At 32.7% G+C, this 23,178-nt stretch carries 19 protein-coding genes; 4 read left to right on the top strand and 15 right to left on the bottom strand.

The window, feature by feature from the left end; genetic code table 11:
- Positions 1-34: 34 nt before the first annotated feature.
- On the top strand, positions 35-1,282 hold the full coding sequence (locus Q0783_RS14465) for a GNAT family N-acetyltransferase (protein ID WP_298896287.1): 1,248 nt from the start codon (positions 35-37) through the stop codon (positions 1,280-1,282).
- On the opposite strand, the gene Q0783_RS14470 is transcribed toward Q0783_RS14465, so the two are convergent.
- From Q0783_RS14470 to Q0783_RS14525, 12 genes are all read right to left on the bottom strand, one after another.
- Positions 1,269-2,300, bottom strand: coding sequence for an ATP-grasp domain-containing protein (locus Q0783_RS14470; protein WP_298896290.1), 1,032 nt, complete (start codon positions 2,298-2,300; stop codon positions 1,269-1,271). The genes Q0783_RS14465 and Q0783_RS14470 overlap by 14 nt on opposite strands.
- Positions 2,290-2,928, bottom strand: coding sequence for a sugar transferase (locus Q0783_RS14475; RefSeq protein WP_298896292.1), 639 nt, complete (start codon positions 2,926-2,928; stop codon positions 2,290-2,292). The genes Q0783_RS14470 and Q0783_RS14475 overlap by 11 nt, the downstream gene beginning before the upstream one ends.
- On the bottom strand, positions 2,928-4,073 hold the full coding sequence (locus Q0783_RS14480; RefSeq protein WP_298896294.1) for a glycosyltransferase family 4 protein: 1,146 nt from the start codon (positions 4,071-4,073) through the stop codon (positions 2,928-2,930). Before Q0783_RS14480 ends, Q0783_RS14475 begins: the two co-directional genes overlap by 1 nt.
- 1 nt (position 4,074) lies before the next feature.
- A complete protein-coding gene (locus tag Q0783_RS14485; protein WP_298896296.1) occupies positions 4,075-5,184 on the bottom strand; it encodes a glycosyltransferase in 1,110 nt (369 codons plus the stop codon).
- Positions 5,184-6,260 carry a glycosyltransferase gene (locus Q0783_RS14490; RefSeq protein ID WP_298896297.1) on the bottom strand — a complete coding sequence of 359 codons (1,077 nt, stop codon included), beginning with the start codon at positions 6,258-6,260 and terminating at the stop codon, positions 5,184-5,186. The genes Q0783_RS14485 and Q0783_RS14490 overlap by 1 nt, the downstream gene beginning before the upstream one ends.
- A gap of 7 nt (positions 6,261-6,267) precedes the next feature.
- Positions 6,268-8,118, bottom strand: a complete 1,851-nt coding sequence (gene asnB / locus Q0783_RS14495; protein WP_298896298.1) for an asparagine synthase (glutamine-hydrolyzing) — start codon at positions 8,116-8,118, stop codon at positions 6,268-6,270.
- 117 nt (positions 8,119-8,235) lie between these two features.
- Positions 8,236-9,288 carry a glycosyltransferase gene (locus Q0783_RS14500; protein ID WP_298896299.1) on the bottom strand — a complete coding sequence of 351 codons (1,053 nt, stop codon included), beginning with the start codon at positions 9,286-9,288 and terminating at the stop codon, positions 8,236-8,238.
- Positions 9,289-9,303: 15 nt separating this feature from the next.
- Positions 9,304-10,233, bottom strand: coding sequence for a hypothetical protein (locus tag Q0783_RS14505; protein WP_298896300.1), 930 nt, complete (start codon positions 10,231-10,233; stop codon positions 9,304-9,306).
- Between the two features lie 15 nt (positions 10,234-10,248).
- The gene (locus Q0783_RS14510; protein WP_298896301.1) at positions 10,249-11,598 is read right to left on the bottom strand and encodes an MBOAT family O-acyltransferase; all 1,350 of its coding nucleotides are present in this window, start codon (positions 11,596-11,598) and stop codon (positions 10,249-10,251) included.
- Between the two features lie 61 nt (positions 11,599-11,659).
- Positions 11,660-12,784 (bottom strand): O-antigen ligase family protein, encoded by a 1,125-nt coding sequence (locus Q0783_RS14515; RefSeq protein ID WP_298896303.1) that lies wholly within the window; start codon positions 12,782-12,784, stop codon positions 11,660-11,662.
- Positions 12,781-13,662: a glycosyltransferase family 2 protein gene (locus Q0783_RS14520; RefSeq protein WP_298896304.1), complete on the bottom strand. Its 882-nt coding sequence runs from the start codon at positions 13,660-13,662 to the stop codon at positions 12,781-12,783. Before Q0783_RS14520 ends, Q0783_RS14515 begins: the two co-directional genes overlap by 4 nt.
- Entirely contained in the window at positions 13,655-14,992 is a 1,338-nt protein-coding gene (locus Q0783_RS14525; protein WP_298896305.1) for a lipid II flippase MurJ, read from the bottom strand. Before Q0783_RS14525 ends, Q0783_RS14520 begins: the two co-directional genes overlap by 8 nt.
- A gap of 384 nt (positions 14,993-15,376) precedes the next feature.
- On the opposite strand from Q0783_RS14525, the gene Q0783_RS14530 reads away from it, so the two are divergent.
- Positions 15,377-19,765, top strand: coding sequence for a T9SS type A sorting domain-containing protein (locus tag Q0783_RS14530; protein ID WP_298896306.1), 4,389 nt, complete (start codon positions 15,377-15,379; stop codon positions 19,763-19,765).
- 63 nt (positions 19,766-19,828) lie between these two features.
- Here Q0783_RS14530 and Q0783_RS14535 read toward each other — a convergent pair whose 3' ends face one another.
- Together Q0783_RS14535 and Q0783_RS14540 are read right to left on the bottom strand one after the other, a co-directional pair.
- On the bottom strand, positions 19,829-20,203 hold the full coding sequence (locus Q0783_RS14535) for a hypothetical protein (protein ID WP_298896307.1): 375 nt from the start codon (positions 20,201-20,203) through the stop codon (positions 19,829-19,831).
- A gap of 21 nt (positions 20,204-20,224) precedes the next feature.
- Positions 20,225-21,424, bottom strand: a complete 1,200-nt coding sequence (locus Q0783_RS14540) for an alanine dehydrogenase (RefSeq protein ID WP_230935251.1) — start codon at positions 21,422-21,424, stop codon at positions 20,225-20,227.
- An 88-nt stretch (positions 21,425-21,512) separates the two neighbouring features.
- On the opposite strand from Q0783_RS14540, the gene Q0783_RS14545 reads away from it, so the two are divergent.
- Both Q0783_RS14545 and Q0783_RS14550 read left to right on the top strand, forming a co-directional pair.
- Complete coding sequence (locus Q0783_RS14545) at positions 21,513-22,100, top strand: hypothetical protein (RefSeq protein WP_298896309.1); 588 nt, start codon at positions 21,513-21,515, stop codon at positions 22,098-22,100.
- A 41-nt stretch (positions 22,101-22,141) separates the two neighbouring features.
- Positions 22,142-22,723 carry a hypothetical protein gene (locus Q0783_RS14550; RefSeq protein ID WP_298896311.1) on the top strand — a complete coding sequence of 194 codons (582 nt, stop codon included), beginning with the start codon at positions 22,142-22,144 and terminating at the stop codon, positions 22,721-22,723.
- Here Q0783_RS14550 and Q0783_RS14555 read toward each other — a convergent pair.
- Positions 22,720-23,079: a hypothetical protein gene (locus tag Q0783_RS14555; protein WP_298896313.1), complete on the bottom strand. Its 360-nt coding sequence runs from the start codon at positions 23,077-23,079 to the stop codon at positions 22,720-22,722. The two genes, Q0783_RS14550 and Q0783_RS14555, sit on opposite strands and share 4 nt — an antisense overlap.
- Positions 23,080-23,178: the final 99 nt, after the last annotated feature.

Raw genomic sequence — 23,178 nt, forward strand, 5'->3', positions numbered from 1 at the left:
AAATGTTACTTTTGCATCTCGTATTTGTAATTCAATGAAAACCAACCCGTTTACATCTTCGATTTTTGAAAACACTTGGTCCAAGCACTTTAATAGAGGAAAGGATTTAGTGGCTTTTGAATTTATTAAAGGTTTGAAGTTTGTAAAGAATTCACCTAATGGGATTTATGTAAATGCTGGTAGAAATTTGACTAAGGGTTTATATTACGACTTAGATTTGACTAAGGGTGATTATAAAGGCAAGACATTTTTAATTTATGATGTGCCGTCTTATTTTGATCTGGAAGAATTTAATACGGCTTCTAATTCGTCATTACGACTTAAGACAGTATTTCAGTATCGAGGGTTTTTAATGGATATTACTTCATTTAATTCCCAAGATGAATATATAAATTCTCAATTCAGTTCGAAAAACAGAAGAGAATTTCGTTCTAATCAGCGCCGATTGGAGACCTGTTTTGATATTGATTATTCGTTTATACATGGTGCAATTTCTCAAGCAGAATTTGATGCGATTTTCAAGCATTTTTATGCTTTGCTAAGTAAGCGTTTTGCTGATAAACAAACAAACTACCACCATTTGGGCGAAAGAAAATGGAGTTATTACAAAGACCTAGTATTTAGAATGTTGCAAGAAAAGAAAGCCTCGTTGTTAGTCATAAGTAATACTAATACTCCCATAGGAATTACGCTTAATTTTCACGCTGAAGATATTCTTTTTGAGACCATTACTGTCTTTGACCCAGATTATTACAAATTCAGTATAGGTAAAACATCTATCATAAAATTGTTGGAATGGTGTTTTGAAAATAATTATAGAATTTCCGATTTTTCAAAAGGAGATTTTAGCTATAAGCACAAGTGGAGTAACCTTGTTTATGATTTTCATTATCATATTTTGTACGATTCTAAATCTATAATGTCCAGACTGAGGGCCCAATATGCTGTTTCATATTATAAATTGAAATTGTATTTAAGAGAAAAGAAGGTTAATGAATTGTATAGAAAGTATAAGTTTTTTATCACAGGAGGTCACAAGGAAAAAGACGATAAAGCCTATGAAAACTACAGGTTTGAAAAAATGAATGATTTTAATCCTTCAGAAGACTATGAGTCTTTAGATTTTGAATTAGAAATGTATCGCTTTTTACGACAATTTGTATATACGTTTATGTTTGCAAACCCTGAATCTATTAAAAACATAAAGATTTTCAAGAATAAGGTTAAAAATGAATTTGTTATTTCAGGGTCTAAAAGGTCTCAAAAAATTATTTTTGATTAGAGCTTTTTATTTCTAGCATTCTATCACATTTTGAAAATGTTACACCAGCTTTGTAATTATTAAATTGTTCCACATTTTTATTCCCTTTTAGCCATTCAATATAAATTGAAGCTGTATTAATTCCTGCTTCATGTGAAAAAGGGTAACCTCCTCCAAATCTTGGATTTAACTCTAATGTGTAAAGTTGATTGTTGGCAATAAATACGTCGCAATCCAAACTTCCTATATGTTTGAGATGTTCAGATATTTTTTTCCCAATAGCTTCAAATTTTTTATCGATTACAGATACAGCCTTATCGGTTTCTCCAGATCGCATATTTAGTTTTTCTCTTACAAAGGTTCCATAGTATTCACCACCAAAATCATTCACGATATCCATTCCAAACTCTCTACCATCCAATTTCTCTTGAATGAGAATAGCATTATCAATATCTTGCTCGCTTGCTGTATTTAATATAGACTTTTTTAGTTTTATATGTTGAAGTTTAAATGCCAATTCTAATTCTTCTCTTGATTCAGGAAAATCGATGCCTATTGAGGCACTTCCCCAACGTGGCTTAACCACTAAAGGATAATCTAACACACCATCTTTAATTGCCGTTAATGCTTGTTTAAGGTTGGTATATGTTTGTGGTGTTTGTAGTCCAATAGATTTTAAAAAATTAAATGTTTCAATTTTGTCAAATGCTATGTCAATTACTTTTGCATTAGAGACAATAATTTTTGCTCCAGTGGCTTCTAATTCTTTTTTATGCTTTGAAAGCAACGGAAGTTCTAGGTCATTTAATGATATAACAGCAGTAATATGATGATCTACAATTATCTTTTTGAGTTCGTCCAAATAGGTGTTGTCATAAATACTTGGCACTAAAATCGCCAAATCTGCATCTACCATTGCAGGCGCGGTCAGACTCATATCGGCAGCTATTACGCGACCTTCATCTTTAATTGCTTCTTTAAAGTAATTGATGAGATAATTGCGTCGACCTGCACAAGTAAATAATAGGTTAATTGCCATGAGTTGAATTTTGATTGGTTTCTGTTCCCATAAAATCAGGAACGATATCATTTTCTACACTGTAAATTCCATCTTTTTTAAACACTTTATATACTGTTAAAAATAGAATTTTTATATCTAATACAAACGACATGTGTTTTACATACCACACATCATATTCAAATTTTTGTTCCCAACTAATTGCATTTCTGCCATTTACTTGAGCCCAGCCAGTAATTCCAGGTTTAATATCATGTCGTTGTTTTTGAAAATCATTGTATCGCGATAAATATCTAATCAATAATGGTCTAGGACCAATAATACTCATATCGCCTTTAATGACATTTAATAACTGAGGTATTTCATCTAAAGAGTATTTGCGAACAAAAATCCCGGCCTTAGTTAAGCGTTGAGAAGGAGGAAGGAGTTGACCATTAGCATCAGTTTTATCGTTCATTGTCTTAAACTTGATAATTTTAAAGATGCGTTCATTTTTACCAGGTCGTTCTTGATAGAAAAAAGCTTTTCCATTATTTTTAATCATAAGGGTCAACCAGGTAATAGAAAATATTGGAAGCAGTAAAATAAACCCAATACTTGCCGATATAATATCAAAAAATGGCTTGACAATATGTTTGTATAGTCCCATTAACCTAAACTATTATAATATTTTAAAATTTCATTCCACACAAATTCTTGCTCATAACGCTCCAAAATTCTAGATCTTGTATGATTGATCATGTCCTTTCTTTTTTTAGGATTGTCAATCATGAACTGCATTGCATTTTCTAAAGCCAATTCATCTTTTACAGGTATGACTAATCCATTGACTTTGTCCTCAATGACCTCATTGCACCCATTAATATCTGAAACAATACAAGGCAAATGCATACAGCTACATTGCAGTACTACGTTAGGAAAACCTTCTCTATAGCTAGGAAATGTTAATACATCTGAAATAGCTACATACGGTCTAATATCCTTCTGCATACCAACTGCTAATATTTGATTGTTTTCTTTAATAAGTGCTTCGGTTTCTGGTAATAAAGGATCTAAATGATTCTCTCTAGGTCCAACCAGAATCAATTTACATTTGAGTTGTTTTTTTGAGAGTCGGTTAAAGGCATTCACTAACTCATTAATGCCTTTATCTCTAACTATTCGTCCGATAAATATAAAAACTATATCATCTTTAGAAATGCCAAGTTCTTCTCTAAGCTCTGTTTTGGTTTTTTCTGAAACATGCGCTGTATCATAGTGCTTTGTGTCAATACCATTAGAGCTTCCATTAGCAATAACCAATAATTTTTCTGGTGTTGTGTATTTATTTTCAATAATGATTTTTTCTAATCCGAATGAATTTGGTAGAATTTTAGTAGCACAACTATAAGTGAATTTTTCAACGGCATCTAACAACGTTCTCTTAGTGCCTGTAGTTTCCAATAAAGGCAGGCCAGCAATAGTGTGGAGTCTATGTGGTACACGAGCTAGTTTTGCAGCTAGCATACCTAATGTTCCAGCTTTAGGCGTATGCGTATGGACAATAAAGGGTTTTTCAGATTTAAAAAATTTATAGAGTTTATATGTTGCTTTTAGATCTTTTAATGGTGTAATAGTCCTAGTCATCTCTACGACATGCGTTTTGATACCTTCATTTTGTCTTACCTCTGCTAAAGCGTCACCGTCTCCTGAAACACCAATAACGTCATAATGATCACTCATAAAGCGCGATTGACCTTTTAAAAGCGTTCTCAATGACGAAGGAACTGTTGTGATGCGAATAATCTTTTGCATACTAATTGTTAATTTGATTTAGCATGGTGTTAATAAAACTATCTATTGATCTAGATCTTATATAATCATTAAAATACAATTCTCTTTGGTTATCCGAATTAATCAAACCTTTATTTAGTGCTTCTTTTAAGGCATCTACACTATGCGTTTCACAGGTTATTATCCCTTTTATATTAGAAATTTCACCAGCGCATTTTGTACTTACAACACTATCATTTTGGGACATCATTTGTAATAATACATTAGGGAAACCTTCAATTCTAGAGGATACCACACACAAACGTGCCTTATTAAAAATAGGATATACATTATTTACATAACCATATAAAATAACACGTTCCTGCAAATTTAGATGTTCAATTTGATTAATAAGTTTTCGCTCTTCCTCAGTTGTGCCAACACCAAGAATCACCAATTTCAATGTTATATCTTCAAGTAAATTGAAGGCATCAATAAGAATATCAAAACCTTTTTCGGGAATGAAACGTCCAGCAGCTACCAAGAAATTATCAATTTCAAAATCTAAGGTTTCCTGTGCCTTTGTTGAGATTTCATCTAAATTGACTGGATTTGGTATTACAACCACTTTGTCATTTTTCTTTAACCAAGGTAATGCTTCTAAGAGTTGTTCTTTCATCAATGGTGTTTGACAGATAATAAGGTTAGCTTGCTTGTAGCCCATTCGATAAGCCGTTTTGTAGAGTAGGAGTTTAAATCCTTTAAATCTTAGAAAAATAGAAGTTGATTCTCTTAAAACTAGTTTAGTGTGTTTTAGAATGTTAACATATTTCAAAAAACCAAGTAAACCGTTTATGAGTGCTTGCGAACTAATGGCATGTTCAATATGAATCGTTTTTTTTAGCCTTCTAATATATTTTGCAGCACTAAAAAAACCTCTGTAAACAGAGTTATTATCTAAATATACGATAGAGCACTTGTCTTCGAGGGATTCCCAGCCATGATGCTTTTTATTTACTAAAAAAACAACCATACAGTTTTTTCCTTGTGCTATAAAAAAGTTGATAATTGTAAATAACACTTGTTGTGCACCACCACCAATTAAATCATCTGGAAGTACAAAGAGCCAATCTATGGTTTCTTTCTTTTTCATCAGCTTTTAATTAAGTTAGTGAACACCTTTTCGTATTGCCCAATAATTTGTTCTTTGCTGAATTTGTCGGTCACAGATTTGATGATTTGTAATCTATCCAAAGGTTGCTTTTTAAGCTGATTTAGCTTTTCTTTTAATTCATTTTCAGAATCCACTAAAAACCCATTAATGCTGTCTACTACAATTTCTGATGTGCCACCAGGAGCATTAAAAGCAATAACTGGTGTTCCAACCGCACAACTTTCTAAAAGCGCATTAGGGAACCCTTCTGCATAAGAACCTTGAATAAATACAGTACTCTGTCTAAGGTGATTTTCTACAGCATTTGTAAAATCTATCCATTTCACTTTTTCAGTGAGGTTTAATTCTTCTACTTTATCCTTAATAAGTTGTTTATGAGGTCCACTCCCAATTATAGTATACATAAAATCAAAATCCAATACACTCAAGGCATCTAAAATTCTATTATGACCTTTTTCATTGTGTAATCGTCCAACAGTAATATATTGAGGAAATGGATTGTCATTTGTTTCTATTTCCGAAGACAACACCTTTGTGATAGGATTGTTGATAATATGAACTTTATGTGTAGTTTTTGGACGCAACTCTATCAATTCATCTGCCATATCTTTTGATTGACAAATAATTGCGTCTAAAAGTTTATAGCTTATTTTACTTAGTGTTTTGCCAAAAGGTAAAGTCGTATTATTATGATAAATTTTAGTAATCTTTTTGATATTGGCCTCACGAGCTACAAACTTTGTTTTTCTAAAATATAAAGCTTGTATGGCAGTAACCGAAGTCAAGTGCGCAATGGAGGTCATTACAATTTGAGGTTTTATGGATCTTAATTTAGAGAAAATTCCAGTAACGCCTTGCAACACGCGATTTTTATTTAAAAAATGTGTTTCGATACCTGTCACTGAAAATGCTGCATCCTTCTCAAAACCAATGATTAGCAGAATAGGTTCAAATTTAGTTTTGTCGAGATTTTGAGCAATGAACGATACAACACGTTCTGCTCCTCCAGCTTTTAATGATGGTAGAATGAATAAGATTTTGATTGTTTTCTCCATCGCGTTATTATACAATAGACAGTCCTTTACCGTTGTTATTAAGCCATTGCTTTAATACTAACAATTTCCATATTAGGGGATATCTATTCCAGCTCCCATCCATATGTTGCATAATCATAAATTGCACTTTTTCAATATCAATACAAGGTATGGATTTCAAGGCATCATCATTAAGTTCACTTAATACAAAATCTTTGAGGTCTTCTTTAAACCAACGTGCAAATGGCATTGTAAACCCAGATTTTGGTCTATCGAAAATCTCTTTAGGAACAGATTGATATAATACATCTTTGAGAATACGTTTCATGTTTCCTTTTTGGAATTTGAATTCAGTTGGAAGAGAATTAGCAAATTCAACAACACGATGGTCTAAGAGAGGTGCGCGCGCTTCTAACGAAAATGCCATGGTCGCTCTGTCTACTTTAGTGTTAATATCGAAATTAAGATACGTTTTGGTGTCAAAGTTTGAAATACGCTCCATCAAATTTTTATGGTCGTGCATTAAATACTTAAGTTCATCTACCTCTCGATTGTTGTAATCTGTTTTGATAAATGATTGATCTACTCCAGTCATGGCACTCAAATAAGCTTCATTAGAATCTTTATATTGGATAGCTTTAGCGATTACCTTGAGTTTGTAATACGGAATTAGATTTAATCCCATAGCCGATAATTTTCTAAATGACTGTGGGAGTTTATAAATTTTACTGCCTTTTCGAGTCCAATTATACCGATGATACCCAATAAAACTCTCATCGCCTGCATCGCCAGAAAGTGCTACTGTTACATGTTTTCTGGTATATTTTGCCAATAGCATTGATGGGATAGCTGACGAATCTGAGAATGGCTCATCATAAAACTCGTTGAAGTTTTGGATAAGATCAATACCTTCATCATAATTACATTCTATGATATGATGATCGGTTTGTAAATGATCAGCAACCTGCTGCGCATATGCACTCTCATCAAACCCTTTTTCATTGAATTTAACAGAAAACGTTTTAATTTTTGAAGAAGATGTTTGTGTTGCTTTTGCTGTAATTAATGAGGAATCGACACCTCCTGAAAGAAATACGCCAACTGGTACATCGGCAAATAATCGTGTAGATACAGCATCTTTCAATATGTCATCAAGTTCTTGCTTTGCATCTTCATATGAACCTTTAAATGGTCTTTCGTTTTTATAATCTATATCCCAATAGGGTGTAGAATTAAAATTTCCAGTGTTTAAATCAAATGTAAATAAATGACCGGCTTTTAGTTTCTTTACTTCGTTAAAAATAGATTGCGGATCTGGAATATTTCCCCATGCTAGGTAATATGAGATTGCTTTTTCAGAAATAGTAAGGCCGTCCATATGAAGTTGAATAGACGAAATCTGACTTGCAAATTCAAAGTCTTTTCCGTTGTGATAATAATAGAACGGTTTTTGTCCTAGACGATCTCTAGCTCCAAAAAAGAGCTGTTTTTTCTCATCATAAATCACAAAGGCAAACATGCCATTGAAATGTTTAACACAATCTTGACCATATTCTAGATAAGCCGCACATAACACTTCTGTATCGCTGGTCGTTCTAAATGTATATCCTTTTTGAGAAAGCGTTTCCTTTATAGACTGGAAATTATATACTTCACCATTAAATACAATATGGATATGTTCATTATAAGTAAATGGTTGATCTGATCTTGGGTCAAGATCGATAATAGATAACCTGTTATGACCAAATGTGATATTATGGTCACTATGATTATAAAATTGCCAACCCATTTTGTCTGGACCTCTAAACGCTGTACGTTTTAGTTTGTCCTTAACTTGTGATTCATTATACTTTAAGGTTGTTCCGTATATTCCACACATAAATTTATGCTTGTTTTTGGGTGTTTTATGTTCTGAACAAAAATAGATATTAAATCCACTTCTACTTAAAAAAGACTATTAAAAGTCGTTTTAGACTACGAAATGAAAACCTATTTTCTAGAGTACTGATTTATATATGTTTAAATGCGCTTTGTAAACGGCATCTATATCATAACTTGATCTTAGTTCGGTATATAATAATTCGGCTTTTTGTAAGGCTTGCTCATAGTTTTTAAAGCAGTCAATCATAGCATTATGAAATTCATCTAAACTAGATACATATGCGTTATTATTATTAAGAAAATCAGGAATACTACCAACAGGAGTGGAGATGATAGGTAATTTAGCTGCAGCAGCTTCAATAAGTACCATCGGCATACCTTCCCAGTTAGAAGGTAATATCAAGCTATTTGCTGATTGTAAATAAGGCTTGATATTACTTTTAAACCCTAAGAGATTAAAATGCTTTTCTAAATTCTCAGACTTTATGTTGGCAACTAATTCGTCTTTGAGTCGTCCTTCACCTACAACATCAAAACTAAAATTTGTGACTCCGTTATCAATTAGCTTCTTTGCGGCACTAATCATATAGAGTGGATTCTTTTCATCACTCAATCGTCCGAGATATAGAAACTTAAATGTTTGATTTGGACCTATTTCTCTAGAGGAAACCATAGCAAGTTCGTCAAAATCTACACCATTAGGAATTATAGCGCTATTCTTTAAATACCATTGTTTGGCATTAGAACTAAATACAATATCTTTTCTTCGGAAGGTTCTAGTAGCAAAAAGAATTAGTTTTCTTCTATATAGTTCAATAGTACTTGAGTGCAAAGTAAATACAATAGGTGTTCTTTTATAAAATATGCTGTAGAGTGTAGCAAGAATTGCACTGTGGTATTGGTGACAGTGAAATACAACAGCATCAAGATCTTTGATAATTGTATGAAGTTTACCAATTCCTTTTTTTAAGCTTAAATTTTTGAAAGAGGTAATATTCAAAAAGTGATATTCAATCTGATGTTCTTGAAATTTAGGTTCGAGTGTATTATCATCAGAAATCGAAATGACCATTGTTTTTAAGTGAGGATTAGAACACTTTGCTAATTGTAGGACCATTTGTTCGGCACCACCACCACCTAGACTACTTGATATATGAATGATTGTCACTAACTTGTTATTGTTCTAATTAATAATATTATCTCTTTGTAATTCTTTTTTCAGAAATTCAGTAAAAATGTCGGCCCCTTTAGATGACATGTGTGTTTTATCTCTCCAATAGCTTAAATCATTACGTTCTAAAAAGAATCCCGAATAGTCTTTATAAGCAACACCTATAGTTTTTAATTCGGTTTCTAAGGTTGTGTACTGAACTTTACATTCAGGAGCATACGTTGGTGTAGTAAGCATAACCAATGTCTTGTTATTAGCTTTACAAAAATCATTTATTTGATTAAGGTATTTCCAAACTGTAGGATTTATTTTTTTAGTAGCATCACAATTGTAATTTGATTTTTTTAGTAGCGACTTCTTAAATAATTCTGTTTGAGCATCTGTAATGTGTAAAGGATCAAATCCATAATATAATTTATGATCATATTTTGGTGATATGTAATTTTTTACGATACCTAAGGCTTTACTATTATAATCTAATGACCACAAAAAGTGTTGAAGACTATTATCTTGGTTTGCTTCAGAAATAGCTTCTTTTATAATTGGATTACGATTGTATTTTGTAATTAGCCCTTTAATATCTGAAGCATCGTAGTCATCTACAAAAACTTTGTTTGGGTCGATATTAAAAACAATCACTTGAGCTTTATCTTTTGGTAATAACTGAATTAACGTTGCCGCATAGGCTATAGCACTACCATCCATACCCACATTATAACTTGCGGACTTCAATTTTTTCACATCTATATGATGGTTTGATCTAGAAGTCCCAAAGGCAATAAGATCTATTGAGTCTTTAACAGTTATAAACTGATTCAATTTTCCAATGGATTGTCCAGACATTACTTTATCGCTAATTGTATTCAATACCAAATAGACGACCTTGTCTATGCCATAGGTAAGGAGTAAAATAATTAGAACAAGTTTTAGTGACGATTTCATTGGTTTAGCATGCTTTTAAAATTGAAAGTAAATAAAATTATTAGACGTTGAGTAAAATAAAGTGATAATCATTATAAGAATAGATACAAAAACGGCTAGAGATCCAGTTTTAAGTGAGCTTCCATAATATTCTAATGCTACTTTTTTTCTGAAAATGAACACATCAAAACTTAGTCCTAAAAACAGCATGAGAATCGCAATAATAACTGTATTCATATTTCCTATGAAAGGCGCTCCAAAATCGAAACTCAAGATACGTTTGATAATCAACATTGAAGATGATAAGTCTTGTGCTCTAAAAAACACCCATGATAAAAGCACCACAGTAAAAGTCCATATGCCTCCTAGAACATTAAAGTTTTTAATGTTCAGTTTTGAAAATGTAAATTTTTCGATGGCTAGAGCAATTCCATGTATAGCTCCCCAAATCACAAAATTCCAGGAACTTCCATGCCATAATCCTCCGAGTAACATAGTTATCAATAGATTTCGATACGTGATCTTAATACCTTTTCTATTTCCACCTAAAGAGATGTATAGATAATCTTTAAGCCATGATGATAATGATATATGCCAACGTCTCCAGAATTCTGTAATTGATTTAGAGAAGTAAGGGAAATTAAAATTTTGGTTAAAATTGAACCCTAATAGTTTAGCACTACCAATAGCAATATCTGAATACCCAGAAAAATCATAATAAATTTGAAATGCATAAAATAGCGTTGCAATCAACAGCGAAGATCCATTGTGTAGGTCTGGATTTTCGTATACCGTGTCGACATAAATTGCTAGGTTATCTGCAATCACGATTTTTCTAAACAACCCAACAATGATTTGAAAAATTCCATCATTAAACTGAGACGCTTTAAATATCCGTTTGTTTTTTATCTGTGGAATTAAATTAGAAGCACGTTCGATTGGTCCTGCAACAAGTTGCGGAAATAAGCTTACATATGTAAAAAAGACGACAATGTCTTTAGTAGGTTTTAATTTATCTCTATAGATATCAATAGTATAGCTCAATGTTTGAAACGTATAAAAGCTAATACCTACAGGTAATATGATGTTTAAGGTGAGATCATCAACTTGCCATCCTAAACTTGCCATAGATTGTGCAAATGAATCTGCAAAAAAGTTATAATACTTAAAGACTGCTAATAGTCCTAAATTAGAGATAAGACTTACTAACAGCCATCTTTTTTTAAGTGTCTTAGAAGGAGAATTTTCAATTTTTAATCCAGTTAAATAATCAATAAAAGAGCTATATACAATAAGAGAAAGAAATCGCCAATCCCACCATCCGTAGAACACGTAGCTAGAAATTAACAACAGTATGTTTTGCTTGGAAACACTGTTCTTTAGCATCCAATAGATTGCAAAGACTACTGGAAAAAATATTAAAAATTCAATGGAGTTGAACAGCATTTTATAGTGGTCTTATTAATGTCGTATCTGTATCTACTTCTTCATTCATTATGGTTTGGGTTGAAGTACCTAATTTAACAAGTAACCACATTGAAATAAAGATTAAGAAATCGTTTGAAAAATAATTATGAATTACCATGAGCATTCCCACTAAAGAGATTGCCATTAAAGTAAGATGGATTTCAGATTTAAAAAAAGGCAAACTTTTAAAAAACATAGAGACATAAATCGCGATGAGCAATAAAAATGGAACGATACCAGATTCACCTATCACCATTAAATAAGTGTTATGTACGCCTTGTCTTCCAGAAGATCCCATAAAACTCTTATATCCATTTCCAAATATTGGATTATCATATATATCATCGAGATAGGACGTCCATTGTTTTGTTCTAGAGTCTTCGGTAAATGCGGTGGTTTGAATTTCACTTTCGAATAAACTTTCTATAATTGAAAAACGAGCTGTATTTACTTGAAGAATAGCTGCAACACTAACAAGAAGTAGCAATGCTCCAAAACCAATGAGAAGGCCTTGTGCATTTTTCCGGTTCGAAAACACGGAAAGAATACTTATAAACAACCACATTATTAAGAAAAACCTTGAAAAAGTGATAACACCAGTAAAGGTAAAAGCAAATAATAAAATTAATCTAAGTTGTCTATTTTGAAGTTTATAAGTTAAGCAATAACCAATTAAACTTACAAAAGCTGCAGCATTTGGATCCAAATAAAAGCCGCTATACCTACCATAGCCATCTACAAAGAAGAGTGAATGCACCAATATACTTAGAGATCCAATTAGGAGAATAAAACACAAATCTTTTAAGCCTGTATCTCGAGCGATTTCAGCACCACCAACGATTAAGATAAGGTATTTAATAAATTCATTAATAAAAGCCTTAGCATCAGGAACTTCAACCAAACCAGAGATCATGAAATATAAAAGCCCTAAGATGAGAAAAGGAAATAGTAATTTTCGTTTTTTACTAAGGAAATAATAACCAATAAGTAAGATGTTGGCAAGGTGACTGGTATAACTTCCAGCAGTTTCACCAAAGACCTCTAGTGAGAAACTTGAAATTTCCCACAGTAAAAGCATAAGTATAATGTATCGTAGTAACTTCATATGAGTTTTTTCACTATACGTTTAGGAAGGCGTGCCAAAAATATGAATCCGCTTGCTATAGATTTCAAGCTGCCAAGTTTTAAATTTTTATCAGAGAACAAGAGCCTTGATTTAAAATAATCAAATGCTAAATTACGGTAGTATTTGTGCTTTAAGATTTCAGATACTGAAACATCTTTTAGGCCATAATATCCACCATAATAGTAAACCATAGCTAGATCTTTTTTTGATTTTTTAGACGCAATCAAACCGTCTTCAGAGCTAAAATAACATCTGTGAGCTATATTCACACACAAAAAGTCAAAATTCTTATTTATTGTATTCCAGGTATGACTCTCCTGAATATGACATGTGTCACTAGTATACATTTTTTGCTTTGATAGAATAGAAGTTCTCCAACATGCCCATTTTTCACCATCTATATGATGATTTAATACACGTTCTTTAAAGCTAACTTGCCAGTGGTCTTTAGGGAATTTGTCTCCAACTATAGTTCCGTTTTCATCCTTAGTTAATGTCCAAATAGAGGCTACTTTACTTTCGTTGTCACTAATTGATTCCCATAGTTTTTTTAGATCAGATAATGTATTGTCACTAAACGAATCGTCACTATCTGCAATAATGGTGTATGGTTGGTTACAATACTCCAATCCAAAATTCACTGCAGCAGATTTACCTTGATTCTTGTTTAACTTGTGATATGCAATGTTTATGCTACCAGAACTCATCCATTGATGCACTAATTCTTGAGTATTATCTGTACTACAATCATCAATAATAATCCAATAAAAATCTTTGAAATCTTGATTTTTAAGAGATTCATAGACTCTGTTTAGTGTGTGTTCTCTATTATATGTAGGTGTAATAATACTAAACATTCTTTTTATCTAGATGATTGATGTAGGTATATAAAATGATACCATTAATTGTGGCAACTATTGAAGTTGCAAGTGCTAATCCATATACACCCATACTTTTAATAAGGATGTAGTTAAGTACAATATTAAAAATTAGATTTATTATGGACGTTAAAACCATAAAATTATTCTTATTGATAGAGGTTAAAAACTTCACCATAATAAGACCAGCAATATATGATGGGATTTGAAGTAAATACATTTGCTGAATTCGAGAAACAATAAGAGTATCATCACTTTCAAAAGCATTACCTTCAAATATAAGTGTTATTATAGGCTTGGATAGAAGAATAACTATAACCATTACAGTACCACTACCAATAATTACAAATTTTAAAATCTTTTTTAGCTTTTTAAACGTTTCTATCTTGTTGTCAACAGCATTTTTCGAAAAATAGGGCAGAAGCACATTACCAATGGCAATACCAACAATACTTATCGTAAAAGCAGGGATTTTTATTCCATAATTAAGAGCAGCAATAGAGCCAACAATAAGTTGAGCCGAAAAGTACTGATCAATTAAAGGGTTTACTCCACTTAATAAACTGGCTGATAGTTTAGCAGGTAGCTGTCCGAATAATGTTTTTATGTTTTCAGATTTAAAATCTGGACGATTCAAAAAGATAACGCCTCTTTTAAGCGCAATAGATAGTACAAATAAGAACCCGAGAACACTACCGATTAAAGTTCCAACGGCTAATACCAATGTATTAAGCTGTTCTCTAAAGAATACGACACAAACTATAATCGAGATAGGTGTAAATATGGCACTCATCGATGAGTATCTAAACTCGTTATCAATAGTAAGCAACCCATTAATTACTGAGGTAAAGCCCCAAAATAAAATACATGGCGCTACATAATAAAATTGTGTTTTTACTAATGTATAGTAGTTTTCGGTGTGACCTTTATATAGTGTTTCAAGATAGACGTCTGTGAATAAAAACGCTATAATCAAAAACACCAGAGCTACACCAATGGTGACTATAAAACTGGTGCTTTGAAAAGCACCAATACGCTTACCAGTTTTTAATTCACTAACATAATTAGGAATAAATACACTATGAAAAGATCCTAAAAAGACACCGCTAATAAAAGCTGGTACTAGTACAGCAATTAAAAATGTATCTATGAGTTCAGATAAACCAAATCTATCTGCAATAACCATTTCCTTAAAGAATCCCATTCCTGAGACAAGAAATGTTGAGAAACCAGCAACTAGAACATTAACTATGGTAGCATTACCTAATAGTTTGTGTAGAGCTGTCTTTAAATTAAATTTTGGTTGCAAAGGAAAAAATTTATGATCTAGTATGATTTGGTATAAGGCAATAGTACAAATAAATTATATAAAGAAATCAATCAAACGATGTTATGCTTTTTTTTTGGATGACTTGATATTTCATTTGTAAGTAAATCTGACAAATCTAAGGCAGTAAGTTCCTACAAACGTTAAAGTTTCATAATTAAACATCTTTTATTTGCTATTCAACCGTATATAAAGAAAAAAATTGCATTTCATCTAACAAAACATACATATTATAGGAATTTTCTGTTTGTTGTAAGTAAATATTTACTTTGAAAAGCGTTTTAACGAAAAATTAATACTTTAAACGGTTGTACTCAAAAAAAATTATAGATTGCTCTAGCAATTAAGCCCCAAAATTAATAGCAAATGATATCCCCAACTTTTAAATGGGATTCCTATGGAATCTCAACAAAACATTTTTATAGCCTATTTACAACACTACTTTTTATCCTCTCTTTTAATAGTTTTGCCCAAACTAAAGCATTTCCAACTGCAGAAGGTTTTGGTAAATACGCATCTGGTGGACGAGGTGGTGCAGTGATTAAAGTCACAAATTTAAACAATACTGGGCCAGGAAGTTTAAGAAACGCCTTGCTAGCGTCTGGACCTAGAACTATTGTTTTCGAAGTAGGTGGTACTATCAATCTTACGAGTAACATTTATGTTACTAACGGTAATTTCACCTTAGCTGGACAAACAGCTCCTGGTGACGGAATCTTGATTAGAGGAGGAATGGTAGAAATCGAAGCATCCAATGCAATCATTAGATACATTAGGTTTAGACCAGGACCATCAGCACCTAATGGAGCAGATGCATTAAACATTACGGCTTGGAGTGGTCAACATCATGAAGACTTAATTATAGATCATTGTTCTTTGAGTTGGGCTTCAGATGAGAATTTTGATATTAGAGCTTTACCAAATGGAAGTGTAACCAATGTTACTATTCAAAACTCAATCATGGCAGAATGTGGTTACGGGTCATTAGCTGCTGAGAGAACAACCAACTTAACATACTATAGAAATTTATACGCTCACAACAGTGAAAGAAATACAAGAAAAGGATATCCACTACCTAATACATTTGATTTTGAATTAATCAATAATTTAATATATGGATTCCGTTATGCAACTGTACCAAGTATGGGAGCAAAATTTACAGTGCTTAACAATAAGTACAAAAAATCAAGTCAAACAACTATTAATGGTGGTGCTGTTGTAGAAGGAACAACTGCAGGAGCTGGTCAGACATCACAAACTTATGCTTACATAAGTGGTAATATATTGGCACAAGGTACGTCGCTAAATAATTCAGCACTATCCTCTTACCTTCAATCTACACCTTATGCGACGTCTGGTATTCAAGCAATACCTGCTGATCAATTAGAATCAGAATTGTTAAATAACGTAGGTGCAAGCTTTCCTGCCAGAGATGATGTAGATACGAGATTAATTAATCAATATATCAATGGTAATGGAGGATTGGCAACTTCTGGTGCTTATCCTACAATTCAAGGAGGTACAGCGCCTTCCGATAGTGATAATGACGGAATGCCAGATTTTTGGGAAAACGACAATGGATTAAATCCAAATAATGCATCTGATAGAAATATTGTACAGCCAGATGGTTATACAAATCTTGAATACTACTTAAATGGAATGACTTTAGATGTTCAAGGTAGTCAAGTGACAGTTAGTGCAAATAACGATACTATATGTGAAGGTGAAGATGTAATATTAACGGCATCTGGAGCAGATTCATATGTATGGAGCGTTAACGGTGAGACTTCGGCTAGTATTACAGTTACTCCAACTCAAACGACAACTTACACAGTTACAGGTTCACATTCTGATGGAAGTACAACTCAAGCCGACATTACAATTACCGTAAATAATATTCCAACAGCAAATGCTGGTAATGATGTAGAAACATGCGAAGGTACAGCTGTAACCTTAACGGCATCAGGCGGAACATCTTATCAATGGAATACAGGAGCTACTAGTGCTTCAATTACTGTAAATCCTAATGTAACCACAACCTATTCAGTAGAAGTTACTCAAAATGGATGTTCTAGTACTGATACAGTGGTTGTAACTGTAAATCAAGTTCCGAATGTAGATGCAGGAACAGATGAAACCATTTTTATGGGTGAAAGCGTTACATTAACAGCAACTGGAGCCGACTCTTATTTATGGAGTACAGGAGAAACAACACAATCAATAACAGTTACGCCTACATTGGATACCTCATATTCAGTTACTGGTACTACTAATACTTGTGAAAGTACAGATACAGTTACTGTTTTTTTGCAAGATGACAGTGTCGATGCCAATGCTGGAAACGACATGGAGATTTGTAATGGAGAATCTGTTACACTTACAGCAACGGGAGGAACAACTTATTTATGGAATACAGGTGCTACTACTGCTAGTATAGATGTATCACCAACGACTACTACAACATATACAGTAACAGCATACAGTGCTTCTGGAAATAATACAAGTGACGATAGTGTCGTTGTTACAGTTAATGATTTACCAGTTGCAAATGCTGGAAATGATACTGCAATTTGCTTCGGAAATGCAACAACATTAACCGCTTCGGGCGGAACATCATACTTGTGGAATACAGGAGCAACGACTTCAAGCATTACTGTAAGTCCAAATGCAACAACAACATATTCAGTAGAAGTATTTGAAAATAATTGTTCTAGTACAGATGAAGTTATTGTAACTGTTAATCCGTTACCAAACGTAGATGCAGGAAACAATGTAACAATAAATGAAGGAGAGACAACAACATTAACAGCTACAGGAGCAGACACCTATTTATGGGAGACAGGAGAAACGACTTCAAGTATTGATGTAACTCCTAATGTGACTACAACTTATACTGTGACAGGTTATTCTAACGGATGTGAAGCCTCTGCAAATGTTACTGTATCTGTGCAATCTGAGACAGTTACAGCTAATGCCGGAAATGATATAGAGATTTGTAATGGCGAAACGACTACCTTAACAGCCTCTGGAGGTACGTCATATCTTTGGAATACAGGTGAAACTACAGCTAGTATTGATGTGTCTCCAAATACGACAACAGTGTATACTGTAACTGCTTATAATGATGCAGGAACAATTTCAGATGATGATAGTGTTATTGTAACTGTTAATCCGTTACCAAACGTAGATGCAGGAAACAATGTAGTGATAAATGAAGGAGAAACAACAACATTAACAGCTACAGGAGCAGACACCTATTTATGGAGTACAGGAGAAACGACATCAAGTATTGATGTAACTCCTAATGTGACCACAACTTATACTGTGACAGGTTATTCTAATGGATGTGAAGCCTCTGCAAATGTCACTGTATCTGTACAATCTGAGACAGTTACAGCTAACGCCGGAAATGATATAGAGATTTGTAATGGTGAAACGACTACATTAACGGCCTCTGGAGGTACGACATATCTTTGGAATACGGGTGAAAGCACTGCTAGTATTGATGTGTCTCCAAATGCGACAACAGTGTATACTGTAACAGCTTATAATGTGAATCAAACTGTATCAGATGATGATAGTGTTATAGTTACGGTAAATGAGTTGCCAAACACTAATGCTGGAAATGATAGTACGATAATAGAAGGTGAATCTACTACATTAACTGCTTCAGGAGCAGAAACATATGTATGGAGTACAGGAGAAACTACTGCAAGTATTTCGGTTTCGCCTATACTTACAACAACCTATTCAGTTACAGGGTTTTCTAATGGATGTGAATTTACAGATGAGGTAATCGTTACGGTTGAGCCTTTCGAATTTATAGCAAGTGCAGGAGCCGATCAATCTATTTGTCAAGGTTATGAAACAACCTTAACAGCCTCTGAAGGTGATAGTTATTTATGGAGTACTGGTGAAACTACACAAAGTATTACAGTTAACCCTGCAAATACGCAAACATATACAGTAACTGTTTTTATTGGTAATTATTCTGATGAAGCAGATGTAATGGTGTCTGTAAACCCAAATCCGAATGTAGTGATATCAAATGGTGATGATGTAACAATTCTAGAAGGCGAATTTATTACACTTTCAGCTTCAGGAGCTAATTCTTATCTATGGAATAACGGAGCAACACAACCTAATATTGCCGTTAGTCCAACAGTGACAACCACTTATGAAGTAACAGGTTTTATTAATAATTGTGAAGACACAAAAGCTGTTGTAGTGAACGTGGTAGAAACAGTGGAAGCCTTTGCTGGTGAAGACTTAACAATTTGTTCAGAAGAAACAGTAACGTTAACAGCTAGTGGTGGAGATGAATACTTATGGAGTACAGGAGAAACAACGCAAAGTATAGAAGTATCTCCAACTGAAGATACAGAGTATTCTGTTTTGGTGTATAATGTATTGGATAGTGATGAAGCCACAGTCATGGTTTTTGTTGAAGAGTGTAATACCACTATCGAAATACCTGGAGAATCTGATGATTTCGAATTTATAGTATTTCAAGATCCAATAAATGATATATTAAAAGTTAAAATTGATGGTTTAAATTCTGTTAATGCTACAGGTATTCTATTATATGATTTATCAGGTAAAGTGCTTTACAATGAAACATTTAATGCGTCAGAATTACAAAATCAATCTCAAATGACAAGAGGAATTAATACGGCCTCTTATGCAAGAGGTATATATATAGTTAAATTGATTTATGATGATACTAGCTTGACAAAGAAAGTACCAATCAGATAAATCAGTTAGTTTTTTGAATTTAATTAATAGCAACCATTGTTAGTATTTACTGGCAATGGTTTTTTATTTGATTATTAACGATTGGATGGTTGCAGAAGAATCACAATTTTTAATCATTAACTCTACAGTTTTATCTTCTAATTCGTTTTCGATGAGATAGGTTTTACAACCTTTTGCTTTGGTATCGCTTTCAGAAAAATTGACATCTCCAGTTTTTATCAAATTAGAAATATCAAGTGAGTCAAGATCATGACTTTTCATGACACTTTTAGTAGTTTCTGAGTAGAGCCGGTACTTTTTCTCACTAATATTCTTTATGGTTCTTGCATTAGGACCATAAGCACAAGATGTTTTCTTTCCGCTTAAAAAGAAAGCTAATAAAATAAGACCAATTGAGAAACCTCCCAAATAGTAGCCTATTCGATGAATTAATTTCATAAGTAACTAACTGAATTGTTTTTAGAAAATTAGCAAGTTTACATCGCTGCAGTCAAGGTCAAACCAATCTGCAACTGATTTATTGGTTAAAATTCCGTGGTAAAAATACAACCCATTTTTTAATCCACGGTCAAAACGGATAGCATTTTCTATTCCACCATCTTCAGCAATCTTTAAAAGGTAAGGTGTAAAGATGTTACTAATTGATACTGAGGCCGATCGTGAATATCTTGCAGGAATGTTTGGTACGCAATAATGTATAACACCATTATGCACAAATGTTGGCTTATCGTGGTTCGTGACCTCACTGGTCTCAAAACATCCACCCATATCGATACTTACATCAATAACAACGGCACCAGCTTTCATAGTATTCACCATAGCTTCAGTAACGATAATAGGAGATCTATTTTTTCCTCTAATAGCGCCAATAGCCACATCACAACGTTTTAGGGCCTTAACTAGATTCTTGGGTTGCATAGTAGAGGTATAGATGGTTCGCCCCAAATTAGATTGTACACAACGTAATTTTGTAATTGAATTATCAAATATTTTTACATTAGCGCCGAGTCCAATAGCAGATCTAGCTGCAAACTCACCAACAGTACCTGCACCAATAATAAGCACTTCAGTAGGAGGGACGCCACTGATGTTTCCAAACATGAGTCCGTTACCTCCATTCACATTAGATAATAGCTCAGAAGCTATTAAAATGGATGCTGTTCCAGCAATTTCACTAAGTGAGCGAACAGCAGGATAAGCGCCATCATCATCTTTTATAAATTCAAAGGCTAAAGCTGTAATTCGCTTGGAAGCTAGTGCTTCAAAATATTTTTTGTTTTGTGTTTTTAATTGTAGTGCAGAGATTAAAATGGTCTGCGGATTTATTAGTTTTATTTCATCTAGAGAAGGTGGTTCTACTTTTAGCAAAATAGGGCAGGAGAACACCTTTGCAGTATCGTTAGTAACTTCTGCACCAGCATCACTATAGGTTTTGTCTTTAAAATTGGCACCTTCACCTGCACCAGATTCGATCATAACACGATGACCATTAGATACCAAAGCAGAGACTGCATCTGGTGTTAAACACACTCGTTTTTCTTGAAAATGGGTTTCTTTTGGGATTCCTATAAATAAATCGCCTTTCTTTTTGAAGACTTCAAGGGTTTCTTCTTGAGGTAATAATTGGGCCTTTGTAAAAGGAGATAATGATTTGCTCATTGTGTTTATTAAGTTGGAAATTCAAATTACAAATAAAAATCGATTTTTTACAAAATTAGTTTTATATTCGTTATAGATAATTTTCTATATGATAAATCGTTTTAAAAATTTTAAATTAAAAGAACTCCTAATTATAGTACTCATTTTAGGTTTTACTTTTGGATATTATTTAGATTCTTTTGTTTTTGATTTGGATGATGGTGAAGAGCTAGATTTCTATAGTATAGAAGGGATATTTCATTATTCGAAAATGAAGATCTTAATTATTGCGTTTTGTTTGATATGGTATTTTACATCAAAAAACTGGTGGAGATATTCTATATTGGTAATTATTACAATTGAGCTTATGAAGCTGTTTAGTACATTTAATCCAAATCAAAGTAATGTAGATGATTTTGAATACTTTATAACTTTACCAATTACACTTCCAATTATTCTTATAATGATTTTTATTTCTCATAAAATAAATCAATATAACTTAGCCAAGCAGGTTAGATCTGAAATAGATAATGAGATTAATGAAGCGTTTTTTACTATGAATAAAGGCAAAAAGCAAGAGTTAGATAATTTACAGAAGAAATTTATTGAACTAAAAAGTGAAAATTTTTCAGAAGAAGAATCAATAGAATATTTAAGAAACCTTATTAAGTTAAGAGACGAATTTTATGAAATTTAATTAGTGTAATTTTGAAAAGCATATCAACAAACAAATTATATTTGAGGGATATAGTAGTACTTTTTACTATTATAATTTTACCATTTTTGTTTTTTACATATAAGTTGGTTCCATTAGATTACAATATTTGGTCTTCAGAGTTTTTGTCATTGGATGCTGAAGTCATAATGGATGTTGATTATTGTATTTGGATATTTTATATTAAAGTCCTAACACTTTTAATTTTATCTATTTGGTTTGTTACTAATCCGTACGAATGGCGTTTCATTATTGTTTTGCCTATTATCATTGAGATGTATAAAGTTTATGTACTAATAGTAAGCCTGAAATGGGGATATGATTATGAAATATTTTTTTTTGAAAGCTTACTTTTATCATTTCCTTACATACTCATTTTGTATTTTTTTTCTAGATGGACTGGTTTCTATATAAAAAAAGAAACATTTAAAATAAAGATTAATGAGGAGATTAATGCTGAACTAAATAAAATATCATCATTCAATTCGGAAAGTTATAAAGCAGTTAAGAAAGATTTGTCGTTAATAGTAAAGCAAAAAGAAATGATGAATAATAAAGAATATCTTACTAAGCTTATAGAATTAAGGGATAAATTGACTCTTTAATTCTTTTTAGCGTTTTCAATTTCCAATAATATTTCATCTAAAAGCGCTTTCTTTTCATCTGACCATTGCGCTTTAAGCTTTGTATCTATGTATGCTTCAATTTCTTTTTTGCTGCGCACTTTTGGTTTGGGTTGCTCCTCAATAAACATATCACCTTTACCAGTAATCAACCAAATCAAATTTACTTGAGGGTATTCTTTAACAATACGCTCAATGACGTCGCTGCCAACCGAGGCATTATTTTTTTCCATACGTAATATGTAGCCATTTGCAGTGCCAATTGAAATATCAAATTGCCTCGCACTCATGTTTAAAGCAGAAATTACTTTCATGATGCGGTGTATAGTTTTACTCATAATTATAAAGGGGTTAGAGTAGTTAGATATTGTTTACACAAATGTAATTTTTTTTATTTAAATATTTCAATTATCGAATTTTTTCTATATTAAGTTGTA

It is taken from the genome of uncultured Psychroserpens sp. (assembly GCF_947500255.1).
In the GTDB taxonomy this organism is placed as follows: domain Bacteria; phylum Bacteroidota; class Bacteroidia; order Flavobacteriales; family Flavobacteriaceae; genus Psychroserpens.

Coding starts and splice junctions, on each gene's coding strand:
- asnB (WP_298896298.1), bottom strand. CDS start 8,118: ATGTGTGGAATATACGGAACAACCTTAAAGTATAATGAATCACAAGTT.
- Q0783_RS14470 (WP_298896290.1), bottom strand. CDS start 2,300: ATGGCAATTAACCTATTATTTACTTGTGCAGGTCGACGCAATTATCTC.
- Q0783_RS14555 (WP_298896313.1), bottom strand. CDS start 23,079: ATGAGTAAAACTATACACCGCATCATGAAAGTAATTTCTGCTTTAAAC.
- Q0783_RS14480 (WP_298896294.1), bottom strand. CDS start 4,073: ATGCAAAAGATTATTCGCATCACAACAGTTCCTTCGTCATTGAGAACG.
- Q0783_RS14465 (WP_298896287.1), top strand. CDS start 35: ATGAAAACCAACCCGTTTACATCTTCGATTTTTGAAAACACTTGGTCC.
- Q0783_RS14515 (WP_298896303.1), bottom strand. CDS start 12,784: ATGAAGTTACTACGATACATTATACTTATGCTTTTACTGTGGGAAATT.
- Q0783_RS14490 (WP_298896297.1), bottom strand. CDS start 6,260: ATGGAGAAAACAATCAAAATCTTATTCATTCTACCATCATTAAAAGCT.
- Q0783_RS14530 (WP_298896306.1), top strand. CDS start 15,377: ATGATATCCCCAACTTTTAAATGGGATTCCTATGGAATCTCAACAAAA.
- Q0783_RS14535 (WP_298896307.1), bottom strand. CDS start 20,203: ATGAAATTAATTCATCGAATAGGCTACTATTTGGGAGGTTTCTCAATT.
- Q0783_RS14485 (WP_298896296.1), bottom strand. CDS start 5,184: ATGAAAAAGAAAGAAACCATAGATTGGCTCTTTGTACTTCCAGATGAT.
- Q0783_RS14475 (WP_298896292.1), bottom strand. CDS start 2,928: ATGGGACTATACAAACATATTGTCAAGCCATTTTTTGATATTATATCG.
- Q0783_RS14510 (WP_298896301.1), bottom strand. CDS start 11,598: ATGCTAAAGAACAGTGTTTCCAAGCAAAACATACTGTTGTTAATTTCT.
- Q0783_RS14505 (WP_298896300.1), bottom strand. CDS start 10,233: ATGAAATCGTCACTAAAACTTGTTCTAATTATTTTACTCCTTACCTAT.
- Q0783_RS14545 (WP_298896309.1), top strand. CDS start 21,513: ATGATAAATCGTTTTAAAAATTTTAAATTAAAAGAACTCCTAATTATA.
- Q0783_RS14540 (WP_230935251.1), bottom strand. CDS start 21,424: ATGAGCAAATCATTATCTCCTTTTACAAAGGCCCAATTATTACCTCAA.
- Q0783_RS14520 (WP_298896304.1), bottom strand. CDS start 13,662: ATGTTTAGTATTATTACACCTACATATAATAGAGAACACACACTAAAC.